Source organism: Arthrobacter sp. PAMC 25486, from assembly GCF_000785535.1.
Taxonomy (GTDB): Bacteria; Actinomycetota; Actinomycetes; order Actinomycetales; family Micrococcaceae; genus Specibacter.
In genome coordinates, this window is the sequence record NZ_CP007595.1 from 756,088 (window position 1) to 771,323 (window position 15,236).

A 15,236-nucleotide genomic window follows, 5' to 3' on the forward strand; every position below is an offset into this window, starting at 1 on the left:
GGGGGGCCGTCTTGGCAGAATCACTCACAGGTGCAAGCCTAGTCATCATGAGCGATAAATCCACACCACACCCCCGTTCCACCGAACTCCTCGCCGCAGGGGTCCCCGCCGAGTACCATTCCCTGCTGGGCCATCACGGCGTGGGGACCCTGGTTGAGAAGATGGGCATTGTGTTCACGCACATGTCCGTTGAGTCCATGGTGGCCACCATGCCTGTTGAGGGAAACACGCAGGTGACGGGGTTGCTGCATGGCGGTGCGCACGTAGTTTTAGCCGAAACGCTGGGCTCCTTTGCTGCCGCGTTCCATGCCGGACCCGGCGCCAAGGTGGTGGGGATTGAGATTAACGCCACCCACCACAGAGGCGCCTCGGGTGGCCTGGTCACCGGCACGGCCACCCCCCTCCACCTGGGCCGCACGCTCGCTACGCACGAGGTGGTCATGACGGATGAGGCCGGCCGCCGCCTGTCCACCTGCCGGATCACCAACATGATCCTCGCCGACTAAACCGCGCCGACTAAACCGCGCCACCAACTCGAGCACCCCGACCGGCACCACCTCGTTAACCAACGACGCCGGGCACCCACCTTTCCGTTTCAAGCGAAAGGTGAGTGCCCGGCGTCGTACGTGGAGCGATTGCGCGGAGGCGGAAGTCCTGGAAAATGCTGCGCCTGGAAAAAGTTGCGCTTAGAAGATATTGCCCAGAATCGTTTCGGCGGCCTTGCTCAGGGCCGGCACGATCAAGATGATGCCTGACGCGACGGCCAGGACACAGAAGCCAAAGCAGACGTAGGCGCCCCACTTGGCGGCAAGGTTGCTGCGGCCGGTGTCGTCGCCGCTGACCGCCGTGAAACGCACGCCCAGGGAGTACATGGTGACGACGAATCCGGCGCCGATCAGTGTTGTGAGAGCCACTGTGAGAAATCCAAACCAGTCAATCATTTCTTGCCTTTCTTCGCGTCGACTTTAGCCTTGCCCTTGGCGGACTGGTCCTTGGGATCGTGCGCGTTTGCGGCAGCCTTCGTCATCGCCTTGAGCACGGCCGTGTCGGCACGGTCAAGGGCTGTCTGGGCTGCGGCGCGGGCGGCATCGGTTTCTGCTGCACGCTTGGCCGCCTTTTCGGCAACCTTTTGTGCGGCGCGTGCCTTGACGGCGAGGCGGTCGCGCTCCTTCTTGCTGGGGATGTGCATGGCCTCACCCACTGCGTCGACGTCGCTGATGGCATTGCTGTGATCAACTGTCTCGCGCTGGGAGAGGACGAACATGATCAGGATGGCGCTCAGCCCCAACACGGCGACAATGACAATGCCGACAATGCCGGTGCGGATCAGCAGGGCTGCCAGGCCGCCCACCAAGGCGGCGGCGGGGAGCGTCAACAGCCAGGTGATGCCGATCTTGCCAATGGCACCCCAGCGGACGGTTGCGCCCTTGCGGCCAAGCCCCGAGCCAATGACGGAGCCTGAGGCAACGTGCGTGGTGGAGAGCGCAAAGCCCAGGTGGCTGGAGGCCAAGATGGCGGCCGCGGTGCTGGTTTCAGCCGCGAAGCCCTGTGCGGGCTTGACGTCTGTCAGTCCGGATCCCAGGGTGCGGATGATGCGCCAGCCGCCGGCGTAGGTGCCTCCGGCAATGGCGAGTGCACAAGCGGTGATGACCCAGATGTGCGGGCCGGTGCCTGCCGTCTGCAGCCCCGATGCCACAAGGACAAGGGTGATGACACCCATGGTCTTCTGGGCGTCGTTGGTGCCGTGGGCCAAAGCCACCAGCGAGGAGCTGAAGATCTGGCCGCGACGGAACCCGCCGCGCTTCTGGGTGAGCTTGTCACCGGAATCGGGGTCGGAACGCTTGGTGATGGAGTAAGCCAGCTTGGTGCACAGGAAGGCGACCAGACCGGCGATGGCGGGGGCCAGAAGGGCCGGCAGCAGCACCTTGGAGACAACCACCATAAAGTTCACTGCCCCGAAGGACCAGGTGCCAACAATGGCCGCTCCGATCAAGCCGCCGAACAGGGCGTGTGAGGAGCTTGACGGCAGGCCGAGCAGCCACGTGAACAGGTTCCACAGCACCGCGCCCATCAAACCGGCGAAGATCATTTCCGGAGTGATGGCGACACCGTTGGGCCCGCCCTCGTTGATGATGCCCCCGGAAATGGTCTTGGCCACCTCGGTTGAAAGGAAGGCTCCCACCAGGTTCAAGATCGCGGCCAGGGCCACAGCTGTCTTGGGCTTGATGGCACCGGTGGCAATGGGGGTTGCCATGGCGTTGGCTGTGTCGTGAAAGCCGTTCGTAAAGTCAAAGAAAAGGGCCAGTGCTATGACAAGCACGACCATGAAGGTGAGATCCACCCGCGGTCCAATCTAGAGGAGGCAAAAAGCAAGACAACGAAAATTTGGGTGGGAAAGCAGTGTCAGCGCGCACGTCCTGGAACATGCTGGCGTACCCAACCGATACGATCCTACGATGATTTTGCCTCCCGTGGTGTCCTGCGTCCCCTCAATGGGTTAACGGAAGGTGAACGGCGGGTTAACCGTTGCGCCACCTGGCCGGGTTAGCATGATCCAAAGGGCCGGTGGAATGGTTCGCTCCAGCACCTGCACTTGCCGCAGCACCCGGCCATTTTCTGTGAGGAAACCTGTTATGAGCAACGTTGAAAGCAGTCCCGTCGAGTTGGTCTGCCCCAGCGATCCCGGGAATTTGGCGGCCTGGGTGGAAATTCTTGCCCCCCGCCTCGTCCCCTTGGGCGGGCCCCGCGCCATGACCGTGCGACGGACGCTGCCGCAGCGCCGCCGCTCGCTCATCGGCGCCTGGTGTTTCGTTGATCACTATGGCCCAGACGACGTGTCGACCTCCCCCGGCATGGCAGTGCCGCCCCACCCGCACACCGGCCTGGCGACCATCAGCTGGCTGTTTTCCGGGGAGATCCAGCACGCGGACAGCGCCGGTCATCACGCCCTGGTACGGCCCGGCGAGTTGAACCTGATGACTGCGGGGCGCGGCATCAGCCACTCCGAATATTCAACCGCCACCACGAGCCTGCTGCATGGTGTCCAGCTGTGGCTGGCCCTGCCGCAGGCGGACCGGTTTGTTGAGCCCGCGTTTACCCACTACGCTCCCACGCCGCTGGTGCTGCAGGGCGCTGTCGTCAGCGTCTTCATGGGAGCCGTGCTGGGCGAACGCTCCCCCGTTGAGACGTTCACGCCCATGGTGGGCGCCGAGATCAAGCTCGACGCCGGAGCTTCCCTCACGCTCGACCTCGCCCCAGGCTTTGAACACGGTTTCCTGGTGGATGCCGGTTCGCCCGCCATTGCCGGTGCACCGGTTGCGACGAATGAGCTGGCCTACCTTGGCATGGGCCGTTCAACGGTTGAGCTGGTAGCCGGGCAGGACCCCGTGCGGCTGCTGTTCATTGGCGGGGAGCCGCTGAATGAGTCAATTGTGATGTGGTGGAACTTTGTGGGCCGCAGCCATGAGGAAATCGTGGCCTTCCGTGCGGCGTGGCAGGCCACCATTGGGGCGCAGGCCCCCGGCGACTTTGACGATGTCACGAACTTCAGCCTCCCGACCGGGCAGGCCGACGCCCCCCTGCCGGCCCCGGTGCTACCCACCGTGGCATTGCGCCCGCGGGCCAATCCGAGCTGACGACGAGCGGCCCGCGGCGAAAACGCGTCCCTGCAGCCATTCTCAATGGATACTGCTGCCGGCTACGCTTTGGCGAGGTTTTCGCGCACGCGCGGGGCAACGTCGGTGGCGTACAGCTCAATGCTCTTGAGCATCGTCTCGTGCGGCAGTGTGCCGTGACTGTATTTCAGGTCAAAGCGGGACAGTCCCAGGGCCTTGGCCACGGTACTGATCTTGTTGGCCACCGTTTCGGGCGACCCCACCATGAGCGCGCCGCGGGGACCGGCGGTGGCATCGAATTCGGCGCGGCTCAGTGGCGGCCAGCCGCGGTCAGGGCCAATGCGGTGGTGCATGGCTGCATAGTGCGGCCACAGCTCGTCCATGGCTTGCTGGTCCGTTTCGGCGATGTGGCCCGGCGAGTGGACGCCAATGGGCTGTTCCGGCTGGCCAAATTCCTTCAGGGCGCGGTGGTACAGCTCGGTGAATGGTGCAAATTGCAGCGGCTCCCCGCCAATGATCGCCAGCATCAACGGCATGCCGTACTGTGCGGCGCGGACAACCGATTGCGGGCTTCCTCCGACGGCCACCCAGGACTTCAACGTGCCGGTCTCGGTGTGGGGATAGACCATCTGGCTGTGCAGCGCCGGGCGGGTGTTCCCGCTCCAACTAACCGGGCCCTGCTTGCGCAGCTCGTTGAACAGCTCAAGCTTTTCCTCGAACAGCTCCTCATACTGGGCCAGGTCAAAGCCAAACAGTGGAAAAGACTCCGTGAAGGACCCCCTGCCCAGGATCACCTCTGCGCGGCCGGAAGAAACGGCGTCGAGCGTTGAAAAACGCTGGAACACGCGGATGGGATCGTCCGAGCTTAGCACCGTCACGGCCGAGCCCAGGCGGATCCGTTCCGTCTGACCGGCGATGGCCGAGAGCACCATGTCCGGGGCGGAAATGGCGAAGTCGTCACGGTGGTGTTCCCCGACCCCGAAGTAATCAACACCCAGTTTGTCGGCCAGGACGGCCTGTTCGACGACGTCACGAATCACCTGTGCGGCATGCTTGGGTGCGCCGTCCGCATCAAGGATCATGTCCCCGAAGGTGTCCAGGCCAAGCTCGATGCTGCCCGGATCAGTTGTAGGGGGTGCGGGGTTGGTGTGAGCCATGTTCCGTCCAATCTCAAATAAATATGCGTTTGTATCTACCTGGAGAACCGGAGGACGCTAAAAAGTATTCCCGGCCGTACGTGGGGAATCGTCGGGGAACACGTTGGGATCACTTGGCGACGAGGGCGGCCTTGCTTCGGTAGACGGCAAGGAAGGTGGAGATGCGCCGCACCGCCTCCTCAATGTCGCTGACGGAGGGCAGAATCACGAAGCGGAAATGGTCGGGCGTGGGCCAGTGGAAGGCAGTGCCGTGGGAGACGAGGATCTTTTGGTCCTGGAGCAGGTCGATGACGAACTTCTCATCGGATTCGATCGGGTACAGGACCGGATCGAGCTTCACGAACAGGTACATGGCGCCGGCTGCGGGGACGCAGGAGACGCCGGGGAGTGCATTGAGCAGCCGGGAGGCGAGGTCGCGCTGGTCACGGAGCCGGCCGCCGGGCTTGGTGAGGTCGTTGATGCTTTGGTAGCCGCCGAGTGAGGTCTGGATGGCGTGTTGGGCCGGGACGTTGGAGCACAGGCGCAGGGAGGCGATGAGTTCCAGGGATTCCTTGAAACCGGCCATCGCCGCGCGGGGTCCGGAGAGTGCCACCCAGCCTGCCCGGTAGCCGGGCATGCGGTAGGCCTTGGACAGGCCGCTGAAGGTGAGCATGCAAATATCGTCGGCAAGCGAGGCCAGGTGGATGTGGCTGCGCCCGTCGTACAGAATCTTCTCGTAAATCTCGTCCGAGAAGATCACCAGGTCATGCTTGCGGGCCAGCTCCACAAAGCGTTCAAGGATTTCGCGTGGGTAGACGGCGCCGGTGGGATTGTTGGGGTTGATGATGACGATGGCACGGGTTTTGGGCGTAATCTTCGCCTCGACGTCGGCCATGTCGGGCCACCACTGGTTGTCCTCATCGCACAAATAGTGCACGGGGACACCGCCGGTGAGTGTCACCGAGGCCGTCCAGAGCGGGTAGTCGGGTGCCGGGATCATGACCTCGTCGCCATTTTCCAGGAATGCCTGCAGCGTCATGGAGATCAGCTCGCTGACACCGTTGCCGACGAAGATGTCATCCACGCCAATGCTCATCAAACCCTTGGTTTGGTAGTACTGCGAGATGGCGGTGCGTGCCGAGAAGATGCCCTTGGAATCGCTGTAGCCCTGCGCGCCACGGAGGTGGTGGATCATGTCAACGACGATCGATTCCGGCGCTTCAAGGCCGAACGGGGCGGTGTCACCCAGGTTCATGCGAAGGATGCGGTGACCCTCCGCCTCCATTTTTTGGGCCGCATGCAGGATGGGGCCGCGAAGTTCGTACCGGACGTTGGCTAACTTGGAAGAATGTTGCATGGGGCGCATACCATCCATCTTCACATATGCGCCCCGGCAAGGCGCGAACCGGTCCATATTGCGGCCGGGTCTGCGCCGTCTCCGTCTCGGTGTGGGCTGCCGCTACTTCTGCGCGAGCAGCCGCTCCACGCGCGGCTTGACCTCGGTGGCCAGCAGGGTGATGGATTCCAGCAGGTGTTCCTGCGGGAGCCCGCCGATGTCGCCTTGCAGGAAGTGGCGCATGTGGCCCATGTAGCCGTGCAGGTGGACGATCCGCTGCGCCACCTCGTCGGGGTCGCCCACGTAGTAGGCGCCTGGCGCCTCGGCCTGGGCCAGGTAGGCATTCTTGTCCGGGGCAGGCCAGCCCCGCAGCCGGCCCATCTCCATATTCAGGTTGTGCCAGCCGGGGTAAAAACGCTCCAGCGCCTCCTTCTTTGTGGGGGCAACGAGCCCCAGCGCCGCCACCGAAACCTTGCTATCAGCCCTCTCATGCCCCGCCTGCGCGGCGGACTGCCGGTAGAGGTCGGCCAGTGCCGCGAACCTGTGCGGGGCGCCGCCAATGATGCCGTAGGAAACCGGAAGCCCCAGCCGTCCTGCCCTGGCGGACGACGCCGGGCTGCCGCCGGTTGCGATCCATAGCGGCAGCTTCCCCTGGACCGGCCGCGGGACGACGGCCAGGTTCTCAATGGTGGGCCGCACGCTGCCGGACCAGCTGACGCTTTCGGTCCCTGCGTTGTTGATGGCCATGAGCAGCTCCAGCTTTTCGGCGTAGAGCTGGTCGTAGTCACGCAGCTCGTAGCCAAACAGCGGGAACGTTTCCATGGAGGAGCCGCGTCCGGCCGTAATCTCGATACGCCCCCCGCCGGAGACCGCATCGGCTGTGGCCATCTGCTGGAAGATCCGCACCGGGTCGTCGGTGCTGATGATGCTGGCGGCGCTGCCGAGTTTGATGTTTTTCGTGGCACCGGCCGCGGCAGCCAGCATGGCTCCGGGTGAGGATGCAGGCATGGACACGGTGTGGTGTTCGCCCACGCCGAAGTAGTCCAGGCCCACCCGGTCACCGTGGACGATCGCCTCAAAGAGGTTGCGGATCCCATCAGCGGTGGCGCGTGCTGTGCCATCTGCGTTCCGGGGTGTGTCGCCAAAACTGTATGCGCCGATTTCCACGATGCCTCCACGTTGGCCTATTCCGGCGCCGTGCCTCGGCCCGAACATGCGTTGCTCTACAGATCATATTTGCAACAGACGATATGGGCAAATGGTCGGCACCTGTGGCAGGTGGCACCCGCAAACTGTGGCACGGGCCGAGGCTACTCCTGCACGACGCTCAGCACGTTGCCAGCCGGGTCCTTGAACCAGGCGATCAGCGGGCCGCCCTGGCGGAAAACGCCCTTGGCATCGGTCTCCATGGGGGTGCCGTTGTAATGCTCAAGCACGACGCCGGCCGCCGCCAACGCGTCCACCGCACCTTCGACGTCGGGCACGGGAAAGTTCAGGACGGTGAATGAGGCCGCTTCGTGGGCGGGCCCCTTTGGATAGACCAGTACCGAACCGCCGCCGGGCAGGTGCAGTCGAAGGTTGCCGTGGTCCTCCGTCACCTCCAGGCCCAGGGTGCCGGCGTAAAAGTCGCGGACTGCCGCGGTGGTGTCTACGGAGAATCCAGCGAACGCCTTGCTGTTTCCAAACATGGCACAACACCTCCTTTCGGGTGCCCCCACCAGGTTTCAGCCTAGCCGTGCACGGCCGCACGGGAAAGACCCGTGCCGCCCACCACCCTGGCAGCAGCGTCTCCTACAGCAGCGGCAGCGACTGCTCCTTGACCTGCTTGCGCAGGATCTTTCCCAGCATGGACCGGGGCATGTCGGCGATCTCAACGACCCGCACCGGTACCTTGTACCTGGCCATCAGCTCCTTGCAATGGGCCCGAAGAGCGGCCTCATCCAGTGTCACTCCCGGTGCGAGCTGGACGGCGGCAACCACCATTTCTCCGCCGCGATCGACTGTCTTGCCAAAAACTGCCGCGTCAACGACGTCGGCATGTTGGCGCAGCACGGCTTCCACCTCGGACGGCGAAACGTTGAAGCCGCCAGTGATGACCAGTTCCTTGGCCCTGTCCACGATGGTTGTGAAGCCTCCTTCGTTCATGGTGACGATGTCGCCTGTGCGCAGCCAGCCATCCTCGGTCAGGGTCTTGGCGGTTTCCTCGGGGTTGTTCCAATAGCCCTGGAAGATCTGCGGGCCCTTGAGCAGCAGCTCCCCCGCGACGCCTTGGGCCACCTCTTCGGCAGGCCGGTCGAGGTCGACCACCTTCATGAGCGTTGAGGGGAATGGCACGCCAATGGTGCCCGTCTGCCGGGTGTCGGCGAAGGGGTTGCCGAGGGCCACCGGGGAGGATTCGGTCATGCCGTAGCCCTCAACGAGCAGTCCGCCGGAGACCGATTCCCACAGCTCAACCACATGATCGGGCAGGTTCATGGCACCGGAAATGCAGAATTTGCAGGAGCGCAGGGACACGCCCTTTGCCTTGGCTGCAAGGGCGGTGCGTTCGTAGATGGGCGGTACGGCGCAGTAAACGGTGGCCGGGGATTTCTTCATCGCGACCAGCACCAGATCGGCGTCGAACTTGGGAAAGAGCACCAGGAGCCCCTGCTTGCGGATCCCAAAGGTCAGGTACAGGGTCATGCCGAAGGCGTGGAACATGGGCAGGACGGCGTACAGGACTTCCTTGCCCTGCTCGGCGCCGTGCATCCAGGCCTCACCCTGGAGCGCGTTGGCGTAGAGGTTCAGGTGGGTCAGCATGGCACCCTTGGGGTGGCCCGTGGTGCCCGAGGTGTAGCCAATCACTGCCAGGTCCGTGACCGCGGGGCGGGGATGCGCCGGATCAATGGAGGGCCCCGAGAGTAGTTGCTGCCACGGCAGGGTGCCGGGGGCGGGGGCGCTCAGTGAGGCGCGGGTCTCACGCAGCTTCTTCAACGGCAGCTTCAGCGCCAGCCGCTTGACTGCCGGGAATTCGGTCAGCAGGTCCACTGAAACGATCGTGTCGATCGTGACATCGGCCGGGAACTCCTGGATGGCGGGAACCACCTTGTTCCAGGCGATCACCACCCGGGCCCGGTGGTCCTCGAATTGGTGGCGAAGTTCCCTGGAGGTATACAACGGATTGTGTTCAACCACGACGGCGCCCAGCCGCAGCACCGCGTAAAAGGCCACCACGTGTTGTGGGCAGTTGGGCAGTATCAACGCCACGCGGTCCCCGGCCCGCACGCCCAGCTTCCGCAGGCCTTCGGCGGCACGGGCCACCTGCTCGCCCAGCTCCCGGTAGCTGGTGCGGCGGCCAAAGAATTCCATGGCGGGGTGCTCGCCAGCCTCCTGGACTGAGCGCTCAAACATCTCCACGAGCGATTCATCCGGCAGTTCTATCTCCGCCGGGACGCCGGGCTGGTAATTCCTGACCCAGGGCTGCTGGGCGGGACCGGCGGCGTTGGTGGAGTTCGTCGCTGCTGTGCCGGGGTCTGCGTCTGGGGTGTTGTTTGGCTGCATGGGTCCATCTTGCCGCCTGTGCAGCGTTTTTGAAACTTTCCCCGCCTGCACGCTGGACGTTCCGGAGCTGCGTGGCTAGCGTGGAGCCAACGGCCCGTGCAGTCGACGGCTCCTGCAGCTGTCGATGCGGGCCGGACGCCCTATGAACAGCAGCACTTTCACTACATAGTCATCTATTAAGAGTTAGTCATGGGATTCATTGGATGGATCATATTGGGCCTGATCGTCGGGGCACTTGTCAAAGCCATCATGCCGGGCCACGTGGGCGGCGGATGGCTCACGAGCCTCATACTGGGCGTCGTCGGGGCAATTGTCGGCGGCTGGATCGGGAACTTGCTCTTCAACAACGGTGACATGAGGTTCTGGAGCCTGGGATCATGGATTTTGGCCATCGTTGGCGGACTGGTGGTCGCCGGGATATATGGGGCCATCACCGGCCGGAAGAAGACGTCTGCCTAGCGGCAGCCCGTACTCGATGACAGAACGGGACAGAGCACTGCGCGTACTTCGGTCCCTGACATTGCTCTTCCGGGTGCCTCCGCACTGAACGCTGCGGCACCCAGCCCGGAAGATCCCCCCGCCCGTTACCCGCAAACCAGACACCCCAGCCGAAGTGCCGTCGCCAGCGCGGTGGGCGAGGTGCTCGGCATCGGAGCTGCTGCACGCACGGTGTGGAACATTGCCAAGTGGCGGGTGCTGGGCATCCTCGCAATCGTGCCCATTGCGGTCCTCTACTACAGTCACGGCCAATGTGCGCCAACCCAAGTTCCGATGGATCAGTGTTGGCGCCACGGTGGCACTTCTGTCGTTGGCCGAGGTGGGTGCGGAACTGGAGCGGGCACGTCAGCTGCAGGCCGGCATCAAGGCTGAGGTGCAATTGCAGCTGCCGCCACGGGACACCCTGACAAGTGTGAAGAAGCGTGGGAAGCAGCTGGCACTGGTGGCGCAAGGCCGTGAGCTGCGACCTGATCTGGCCTCCGAGGGCGACCGTCCGGCCAGTGGGTCAACCGAGGCGCGGGCACCGTGGTGGCTGGCGGTTGCAGGTGCGGCGGCGATCGCCATGACCGCCCTGCGGAACCGCCGCCGCACCCGATAGCTTGCGGCCGTGGCACCTGGCTCAGGATTTCCTGGCAGCTGCCCGCTAACCACGTTGAGCTCGCGAACCGCCAGGCGCCACGGCCTCGACGTTGGACAACACCGCCCGAGTGTGGGCACCATGGTCAAGACAGGTCGTATCCGAGATGGGGTCACCCACTCACAAGTTCCTCTGAATGTCCACAGGCGAAAGCTCCAGCCATTCCTCCATCGCGAGGCGTCAAATAAGCATTTTTGGCCTGTTGGTATTCTCACAATCAGCATTTTTGGATACTCCTTAGCACATCCCGGAGGGCCCATGGACCGGGGAAAATTGCTAGGATGAGAGGTCGGACATTCGCCCCGCTGGGCAGCCTCCGAATCCAACCTCACCCTCAAGGAGAACTAAGCCTCAATGACATCCGTGGCTACTGAATCATTGCGTGAACAGCTCTGGAATCGTCGATACGACGAGAACATTGCTCCCATCACCGAACTCTGCGACGCGTTGGCCGAGGCCCGGCCCGAGCAGAAAGTGGCTTATGTGGACCCGGTTCACGATGTTGACGAATGTAAGATCATCAGCTTGTTCTCCAATGTGGGAGAACTGGACTCGACAGGTTTTGTCACTGCCGGAGATGAGCAGGCAGCCACCCGCCTTTTGGGCATTCACTGGCAGCTGGGACTGCGCCCGAGCATTGTCATGCCGTGGAACGTCCACCCGTGGTTCACGCCGGGTGAGGCCAACGGCCGTTTGACCGCCCCCCAGATCGAGGCCGGCCTGCGCCCCTTGGTCAAGTTCCTGACCCTGGTCCCCCGCGCCTCGGCCCTCATTGCGCACGGCACCGAGGCCCACCGTCTGGCGGACCAGCTCCTGAAGGCCCAGGGCCCCATGCTGTACAAGCGCGGCTTCGGCATCTACAAGGTCCGCTCACTGTCCGGGCGCAGCTTTGCCGGCTCCCCCGAGCGCCAGGAGCAGTGGCTGCTCGAATCGACCAAGGCGTACGCCGAGTCGATGACCCGCAACGGCATCACGATCAAGGGCCGCTAACCCTTTTCATTTTTAGATCTGTGTCGCAGCTGATGGACTGATTGCCCCCTGATTGCCCCGATATTCCGGGTTTTCGGTCCAATAGCTGCGACACAGTTCTTTAATGGACGACGGCGGAGGGCTGCCCTGCATGAATCGTTCCGTTACGCTGGGGTCATGGATGCGACGACGCACCTCACTGCGCAATCTTCGCCCACTGGGCGCCCGCGCCGGATTGGGGCTTGGTGCCGCCTGTTGGGGGCTGGGTGCGCGGCGGTCATGACCGTGGCAGCGCTGTCGGCCTGCCAGTCACCGGCCCCGTTCCCCACCGCAAGCCCCGCCGTTACCGAGAGCCCCGTCGCAGTTATTGAGCAGGCCACCGAACTTGACTCTCCATGGTCCATGGTCGGGCTGGCAGACGGCCACCTGCTCGTCAGCGAACGTGACTCGGGGCAGATTGTGGACGTGGCACCCAACGGCGGGAAACAAACTGTGGGCACGGTGCCCGGCGTCGTGCACCAGGGCGAGGGCGGGCTGCTGGGACTGGCCATGCAGGTGGGTTCCTGCCCCGGCACGGAACTGTTGGATTCCAACAACCCCTGTTTTGACCTGTTCGCCTATCTGACCACGGCCGAGGATAACCGTGTGGTGCGGATGCCGCTGCTGGGTGAAACTGGCAGCCGCACCCTTGGTCCCGCCACCCCCATCATCACCGGCATCCCCCAGGGCAGCAACCACAACGGCGGCCGGATCGCGTTCGGCCCCGACGGCATGCTCTACGCGGGCACGGGAGATGCCGGCAACCGCAACAACGCCCAGGATCCTGCCTCGTTGGGCGGCAAGATCCTGCGCACCACGCGCGACGGCGACGTCCCCACCGGCAATCCGTTACCCAACAGCCCGGTCTGGAGCCTGGGCCACCGCAACGTCCAAGGCCTCGCCTGGGATGAAACCGGCCGCATGTGGGCCTCAGAATTCGGTCAAAACACGTGGGATGAACTGAACCAGATCACGGCCGGCAACAACTACGGCTGGCCACTGGTCGAGGGCAAGGACACCGACCGGCACTTCACCAACCCGGTCCTTACCTGGCCCACGTCCGAGGCCAGCCCCAGCGGCATCGCCATCGCCGGCACCACCTTGTACATGGCGGCGCTGCGTGGGGAACGGCTGTGGCAGATAGCGCTCGACGGCGCACCCTCCGCCCATGCACGCCTCACCCACCAGCTCGGACGCCTGCGTGACGTCGCCTTAACGCCCGACGGCCGCCTGCTTGTCCTGACGAACAACACAGACGGCCGTGGCGACCCGATGCCGGGCGACGATAAAATCGTGGAGATTACACGCTGACAACGGCCAGGTGCGGGGCCACCAGTTCGGCGTAGCGCGCTTTCACGGTGTCAACTACCTCTGCGTACGGCAGGTTCCAGATATCCGCGTTGAAGATCTCCACCTCCACGACACCGTTGTAGCCGGCCTCGGCAACCCACGCACCGATCGACGCGAAGTCGATGACGCCGTCGCCCATGAAACCGCGGGACAGCAGCGCATCGGAGGCGATGGGCAGGGTGAAATCGCACACCTGGTACGAGGCGATGCGGCCCTCTGCGCCGGCGCGGGCGATCTGCTCCTGCAGGGACGGATCCCACCAGACGTGGAAGGTGTCCACCACGACGCCGACGGCCTCAACCGGGTGCGGCGCTGCCAAATCCAGGGCCTGGCCCAGGGTTGAGAGCACCGCACGGTCGGCCGCATACATGGGATGCAGCGGTTCCAGGACCAGGCGGACGCCGTGTTTTAGGGCGAACGGGACGAGCTCGGCGAGCCTGTCGGCCACGCGCTGGCGGGCCAAGACTATGTCCTTGCCACCGACGACGGCGGTTGCCCCGCCGCCGCCGTCGACGGCACCGGGTGAAACACTGAAGTCGGGCAGGCCGCCCACCACCATGATGATCTCGGTGGTGCCGAGTGCCTTCGCTTCCAGGATGGCGGCCTTGTTGTCCTCAAGGGCGGCGGCCTGGCCGGCCGGATCGGCTGCTGTCAGGAAGCCGCCGCGGCACAGGCTGGAGACCTGCAGGCCGGACGCCTTGACCATCTCAACCGCTGTTTCCAGGCCAACTTCGGCCACCTTGTCGCGCCACAGGCCAATGTGTTTCAGGCCTGCCGCAACGCTGAGGTCGAGGGCCTCCGCAAGGGAGGCCTGCTTGATGGTTGCGGTGTTGATGGAGAGCTTTTCGAAGGTCCTCATGCGTCGGCCCCTTCCAGGACTGCGGCGTTCGTGTTGACCTCCGAGGCAACGCCGGCGGCGTTCAGAAAACCGGCCATGCGCGTGGCGGCCAGCTCAGGCTGCAGCAGCAGCCCTGCCGTGTTGGCCAGGCGGAACAGCTTGACCAGGTGGTTGACGTCGCGCCCGGCATGCAGGCCGCCAATCATCTGGAAACCGGCCTGGAAGCCATTGAGCCAGGCCAGGAAGGCGATGCCTGTCTTGTAGTAGTACGTGGGTGCCTCGAAGATGTGCAGCCCAAGATCCCGCGTGGAATCGAGGATGGCACGTGCTTCGGCGGGCCGGCCGGCGTCGTACTCCTGCAAAGCAGTTGAGGCGGCGGGGGTGATCGCGGCAAAGATGCCCAACAACGCATCCGAGTAGTGCGTGCCGTCGCCGGCAATCAGCTCGGGGTAGTTGAAGTCGTCACCCGTGTACAAACGCACGCCCTCCGGAAGCGACGCACGCAGCGCAACTTCATGACCGGCGTCGAGCAGGGAAACCTTCACGCCGTCAACCTTCGCGGCGTGTGCCTCGATGAGCTGCTGGAACGTGGCGGTGGCTGCGGCGACGTCGTCGCTGCCCCAGTAGCCGGCCAGGGCAGGATCGAACATGGTTCCCAGCCAGTGCAGGACAATAGGTTCCTTGACCTCGGACAGCAGCGTGCCGTAGAGGGCAAGGTAGTCCGCGGGGCCGCTGGCGACCTTGGCCAGGGCGCGCGAGGCCATGATGATGACCTTCGCACCGGAGGCCTCGATGACGGCGATCTGCTCACGGTAGGCGGCCAGCACGGCGGCCAGACCGGCCTCGCCTGGCTCCACCGTGGCGGGGTCCAGCTGGTCGGTGCCGGCGCCGCAGGCCAGGAGGTCACGGACCGTGCGCTCCGGCGTCGCGATGAGCGCGGCCTCGGCGGCGGAACGGTTGATGAGCTCCTGCGTGGCGGCCCAGTCAAGGCCCATGCCGCGCTGTGCGGTGTCCATGACGTCGGCAATGCCCACGCCCCAGCTCCACAGCTCGCGGCGGAAGGCCAGGGTGGCGTCCCAGTCGATATCGGCCGGGGCGCCGGGCACATTGTTACCCAGCACCTTCGGAGTGACGTGCGCTGCGGCGTACACCTTGCGAGAGGTGATCAGCTCGGTGGGCTTGCGCCACGGGCCGGTCGCGTTAAGCGTGAGTGCTTCCAGTTCGCCGGTGGGCAGCGGAAGGGTGAGCGTGATGCTCTGAGTTGAGGTGATGGTCATGG

15 protein-coding genes are annotated in these 15,236 nt (G+C 64.3%); 6 read left to right on the forward strand and 9 right to left on the reverse strand.

The features are described 5' to 3' along the window. The first annotated feature begins 47 nt into the window (after positions 1 to 47). Positions 48 to 506, forward strand: a complete 459-nt coding sequence (locus tag art_RS03595) for a hotdog fold thioesterase (RefSeq protein WP_038462526.1) — start codon at positions 48 to 50, stop codon at positions 504 to 506. Between the two features lie 180 nt (positions 507 to 686). Here the strand turns inward: art_RS03595 and art_RS03600 are convergent, their stop codons facing one another. Continuing rightward, positions 687 to 941 carry a hypothetical protein gene (locus art_RS03600; RefSeq protein ID WP_038462527.1) on the reverse strand — a complete coding sequence of 85 codons (255 nt, stop codon included), beginning with the start codon at positions 939 to 941 and terminating at the stop codon, positions 687 to 689. Then, the gene (locus art_RS03605; protein WP_082000080.1) at positions 938 to 2,341 is read right to left on the reverse strand and encodes an inorganic phosphate transporter; all 1,404 of its coding nucleotides are present in this window, start codon (positions 2,339 to 2,341) and stop codon (positions 938 to 940) included. The genes art_RS03600 and art_RS03605 overlap by 4 nt, the downstream gene beginning before the upstream one ends. 292 nt (positions 2,342 to 2,633) lie before the next feature. On the opposite strand from art_RS03605, the gene art_RS03610 reads away from it, so the two are divergent. Continuing rightward, positions 2,634 to 3,635, forward strand: a complete 1,002-nt coding sequence (locus art_RS03610; protein WP_038462528.1) for a pirin family protein — start codon at positions 2,634 to 2,636, stop codon at positions 3,633 to 3,635. Positions 3,636 to 3,697: 62 nt separating this feature from the next. On the opposite strand, the gene art_RS03615 is transcribed toward art_RS03610, so the two are convergent. The 5 genes from art_RS03615 to art_RS03635 all read right to left on the reverse strand — a co-directional run bounded on the left by art_RS03615 (position 3,698) and on the right by art_RS03635 (position 9,626). Further along, on the reverse strand, positions 3,698 to 4,771 hold the full coding sequence (locus art_RS03615) for an LLM class flavin-dependent oxidoreductase (protein WP_052135964.1): 1,074 nt from the start codon (positions 4,769 to 4,771) through the stop codon (positions 3,698 to 3,700). 109 nt (positions 4,772 to 4,880) lie between these two features. Continuing rightward, complete coding sequence (locus tag art_RS03620; RefSeq protein ID WP_038462529.1) at positions 4,881 to 6,116, reverse strand: pyridoxal phosphate-dependent aminotransferase; 1,236 nt, start codon at positions 6,114 to 6,116, stop codon at positions 4,881 to 4,883. A 93-nt stretch (positions 6,117 to 6,209) separates the two neighbouring features. Then, a complete protein-coding gene (locus tag art_RS03625) occupies positions 6,210 to 7,253 on the reverse strand; it encodes an LLM class flavin-dependent oxidoreductase (RefSeq protein WP_038462530.1) in 1,044 nt (347 codons plus the stop codon). A 143-nt stretch (positions 7,254 to 7,396) separates the two neighbouring features. Then, positions 7,397 to 7,774, reverse strand: a complete 378-nt coding sequence (locus tag art_RS03630) for a VOC family protein (protein ID WP_038462531.1) — start codon at positions 7,772 to 7,774, stop codon at positions 7,397 to 7,399. A 103-nt stretch (positions 7,775 to 7,877) separates the two neighbouring features. Next, positions 7,878 to 9,626 (reverse strand): long-chain-fatty-acid--CoA ligase, encoded by a 1,749-nt coding sequence (locus art_RS03635; RefSeq protein ID WP_038462532.1) that lies wholly within the window; start codon positions 9,624 to 9,626, stop codon positions 7,878 to 7,880. Positions 9,627 to 9,815: 189 nt separating this feature from the next. Between art_RS03635 and art_RS03640 the strand changes: the two genes are divergently transcribed. The 4 genes from art_RS03640 (at position 9,816) to art_RS03655 (ending at position 13,080) form a co-directional block, all read left to right on the forward strand. Then, positions 9,816 to 10,085, forward strand: coding sequence for a GlsB/YeaQ/YmgE family stress response membrane protein (locus art_RS03640; protein WP_038462533.1), 270 nt, complete (start codon positions 9,816 to 9,818; stop codon positions 10,083 to 10,085). Positions 10,086 to 10,377: 292 nt separating this feature from the next. Further along, a complete protein-coding gene (locus art_RS03645; protein WP_038462534.1) occupies positions 10,378 to 10,722 on the forward strand; it encodes a hypothetical protein in 345 nt (114 codons plus the stop codon). Between the two features lie 393 nt (positions 10,723 to 11,115). Beyond that, positions 11,116 to 11,751 carry a hypothetical protein gene (locus tag art_RS03650; protein WP_038462535.1) on the forward strand — a complete coding sequence of 212 codons (636 nt, stop codon included), beginning with the start codon at positions 11,116 to 11,118 and terminating at the stop codon, positions 11,749 to 11,751. A gap of 156 nt (positions 11,752 to 11,907) precedes the next feature. Then, positions 11,908 to 13,080 carry a sorbosone dehydrogenase family protein gene (locus art_RS03655; protein ID WP_173425217.1) on the forward strand — a complete coding sequence of 391 codons (1,173 nt, stop codon included), beginning with the start codon at positions 11,908 to 11,910 and terminating at the stop codon, positions 13,078 to 13,080. On the opposite strand, the gene art_RS03660 is transcribed toward art_RS03655, so the two are convergent. Continuing rightward, positions 13,070 to 13,978, reverse strand: coding sequence for a sugar phosphate isomerase/epimerase (locus tag art_RS03660; protein WP_038462537.1), 909 nt, complete (start codon positions 13,976 to 13,978; stop codon positions 13,070 to 13,072). The genes art_RS03655 and art_RS03660 overlap by 11 nt on opposite strands. Further along, positions 13,975 to 15,234 (reverse strand): dihydrodipicolinate synthase family protein, encoded by a 1,260-nt coding sequence (locus art_RS03665; RefSeq protein WP_082000081.1) that lies wholly within the window; start codon positions 15,232 to 15,234, stop codon positions 13,975 to 13,977. Before art_RS03665 ends, art_RS03660 begins: the two co-directional genes overlap by 4 nt. Between the last annotated feature and the right edge of the window lie 2 nt (positions 15,235 to 15,236).

Coding starts and splice junctions, on each gene's coding strand:
- art_RS03595 (WP_038462526.1), top strand. CDS start 48: ATGAGCGATAAATCCACACCACACCCCCGTTCCACCGAACTCCTCGCC.
- art_RS03600 (WP_038462527.1), bottom strand. CDS start 941: ATGATTGACTGGTTTGGATTTCTCACAGTGGCTCTCACAACACTGATC.
- art_RS03610 (WP_038462528.1), top strand. CDS start 2,634: ATGAGCAACGTTGAAAGCAGTCCCGTCGAGTTGGTCTGCCCCAGCGAT.
- art_RS03615 (WP_052135964.1), bottom strand. CDS start 4,771: ATGGCTCACACCAACCCCGCACCCCCTACAACTGATCCGGGCAGCATC.
- art_RS03620 (WP_038462529.1), bottom strand. CDS start 6,116: ATGCGCCCCATGCAACATTCTTCCAAGTTAGCCAACGTCCGGTACGAA.
- art_RS03630 (WP_038462531.1), bottom strand. CDS start 7,774: ATGTTTGGAAACAGCAAGGCGTTCGCTGGATTCTCCGTAGACACCACC.
- art_RS03635 (WP_038462532.1), bottom strand. CDS start 9,626: ATGCAGCCAAACAACACCCCAGACGCAGACCCCGGCACAGCAGCGACG.
- art_RS03640 (WP_038462533.1), top strand. CDS start 9,816: ATGGGATTCATTGGATGGATCATATTGGGCCTGATCGTCGGGGCACTT.
- art_RS03650 (WP_038462535.1), top strand. CDS start 11,116: ATGACATCCGTGGCTACTGAATCATTGCGTGAACAGCTCTGGAATCGT.
- art_RS03655 (WP_173425217.1), top strand. CDS start 11,908: ATGGATGCGACGACGCACCTCACTGCGCAATCTTCGCCCACTGGGCGC.
- art_RS03660 (WP_038462537.1), bottom strand. CDS start 13,978: ATGAGGACCTTCGAAAAGCTCTCCATCAACACCGCAACCATCAAGCAG.
- art_RS03665 (WP_082000081.1), bottom strand. CDS start 15,234: ATGACCATCACCTCAACTCAGAGCATCACGCTCACCCTTCCGCTGCCC.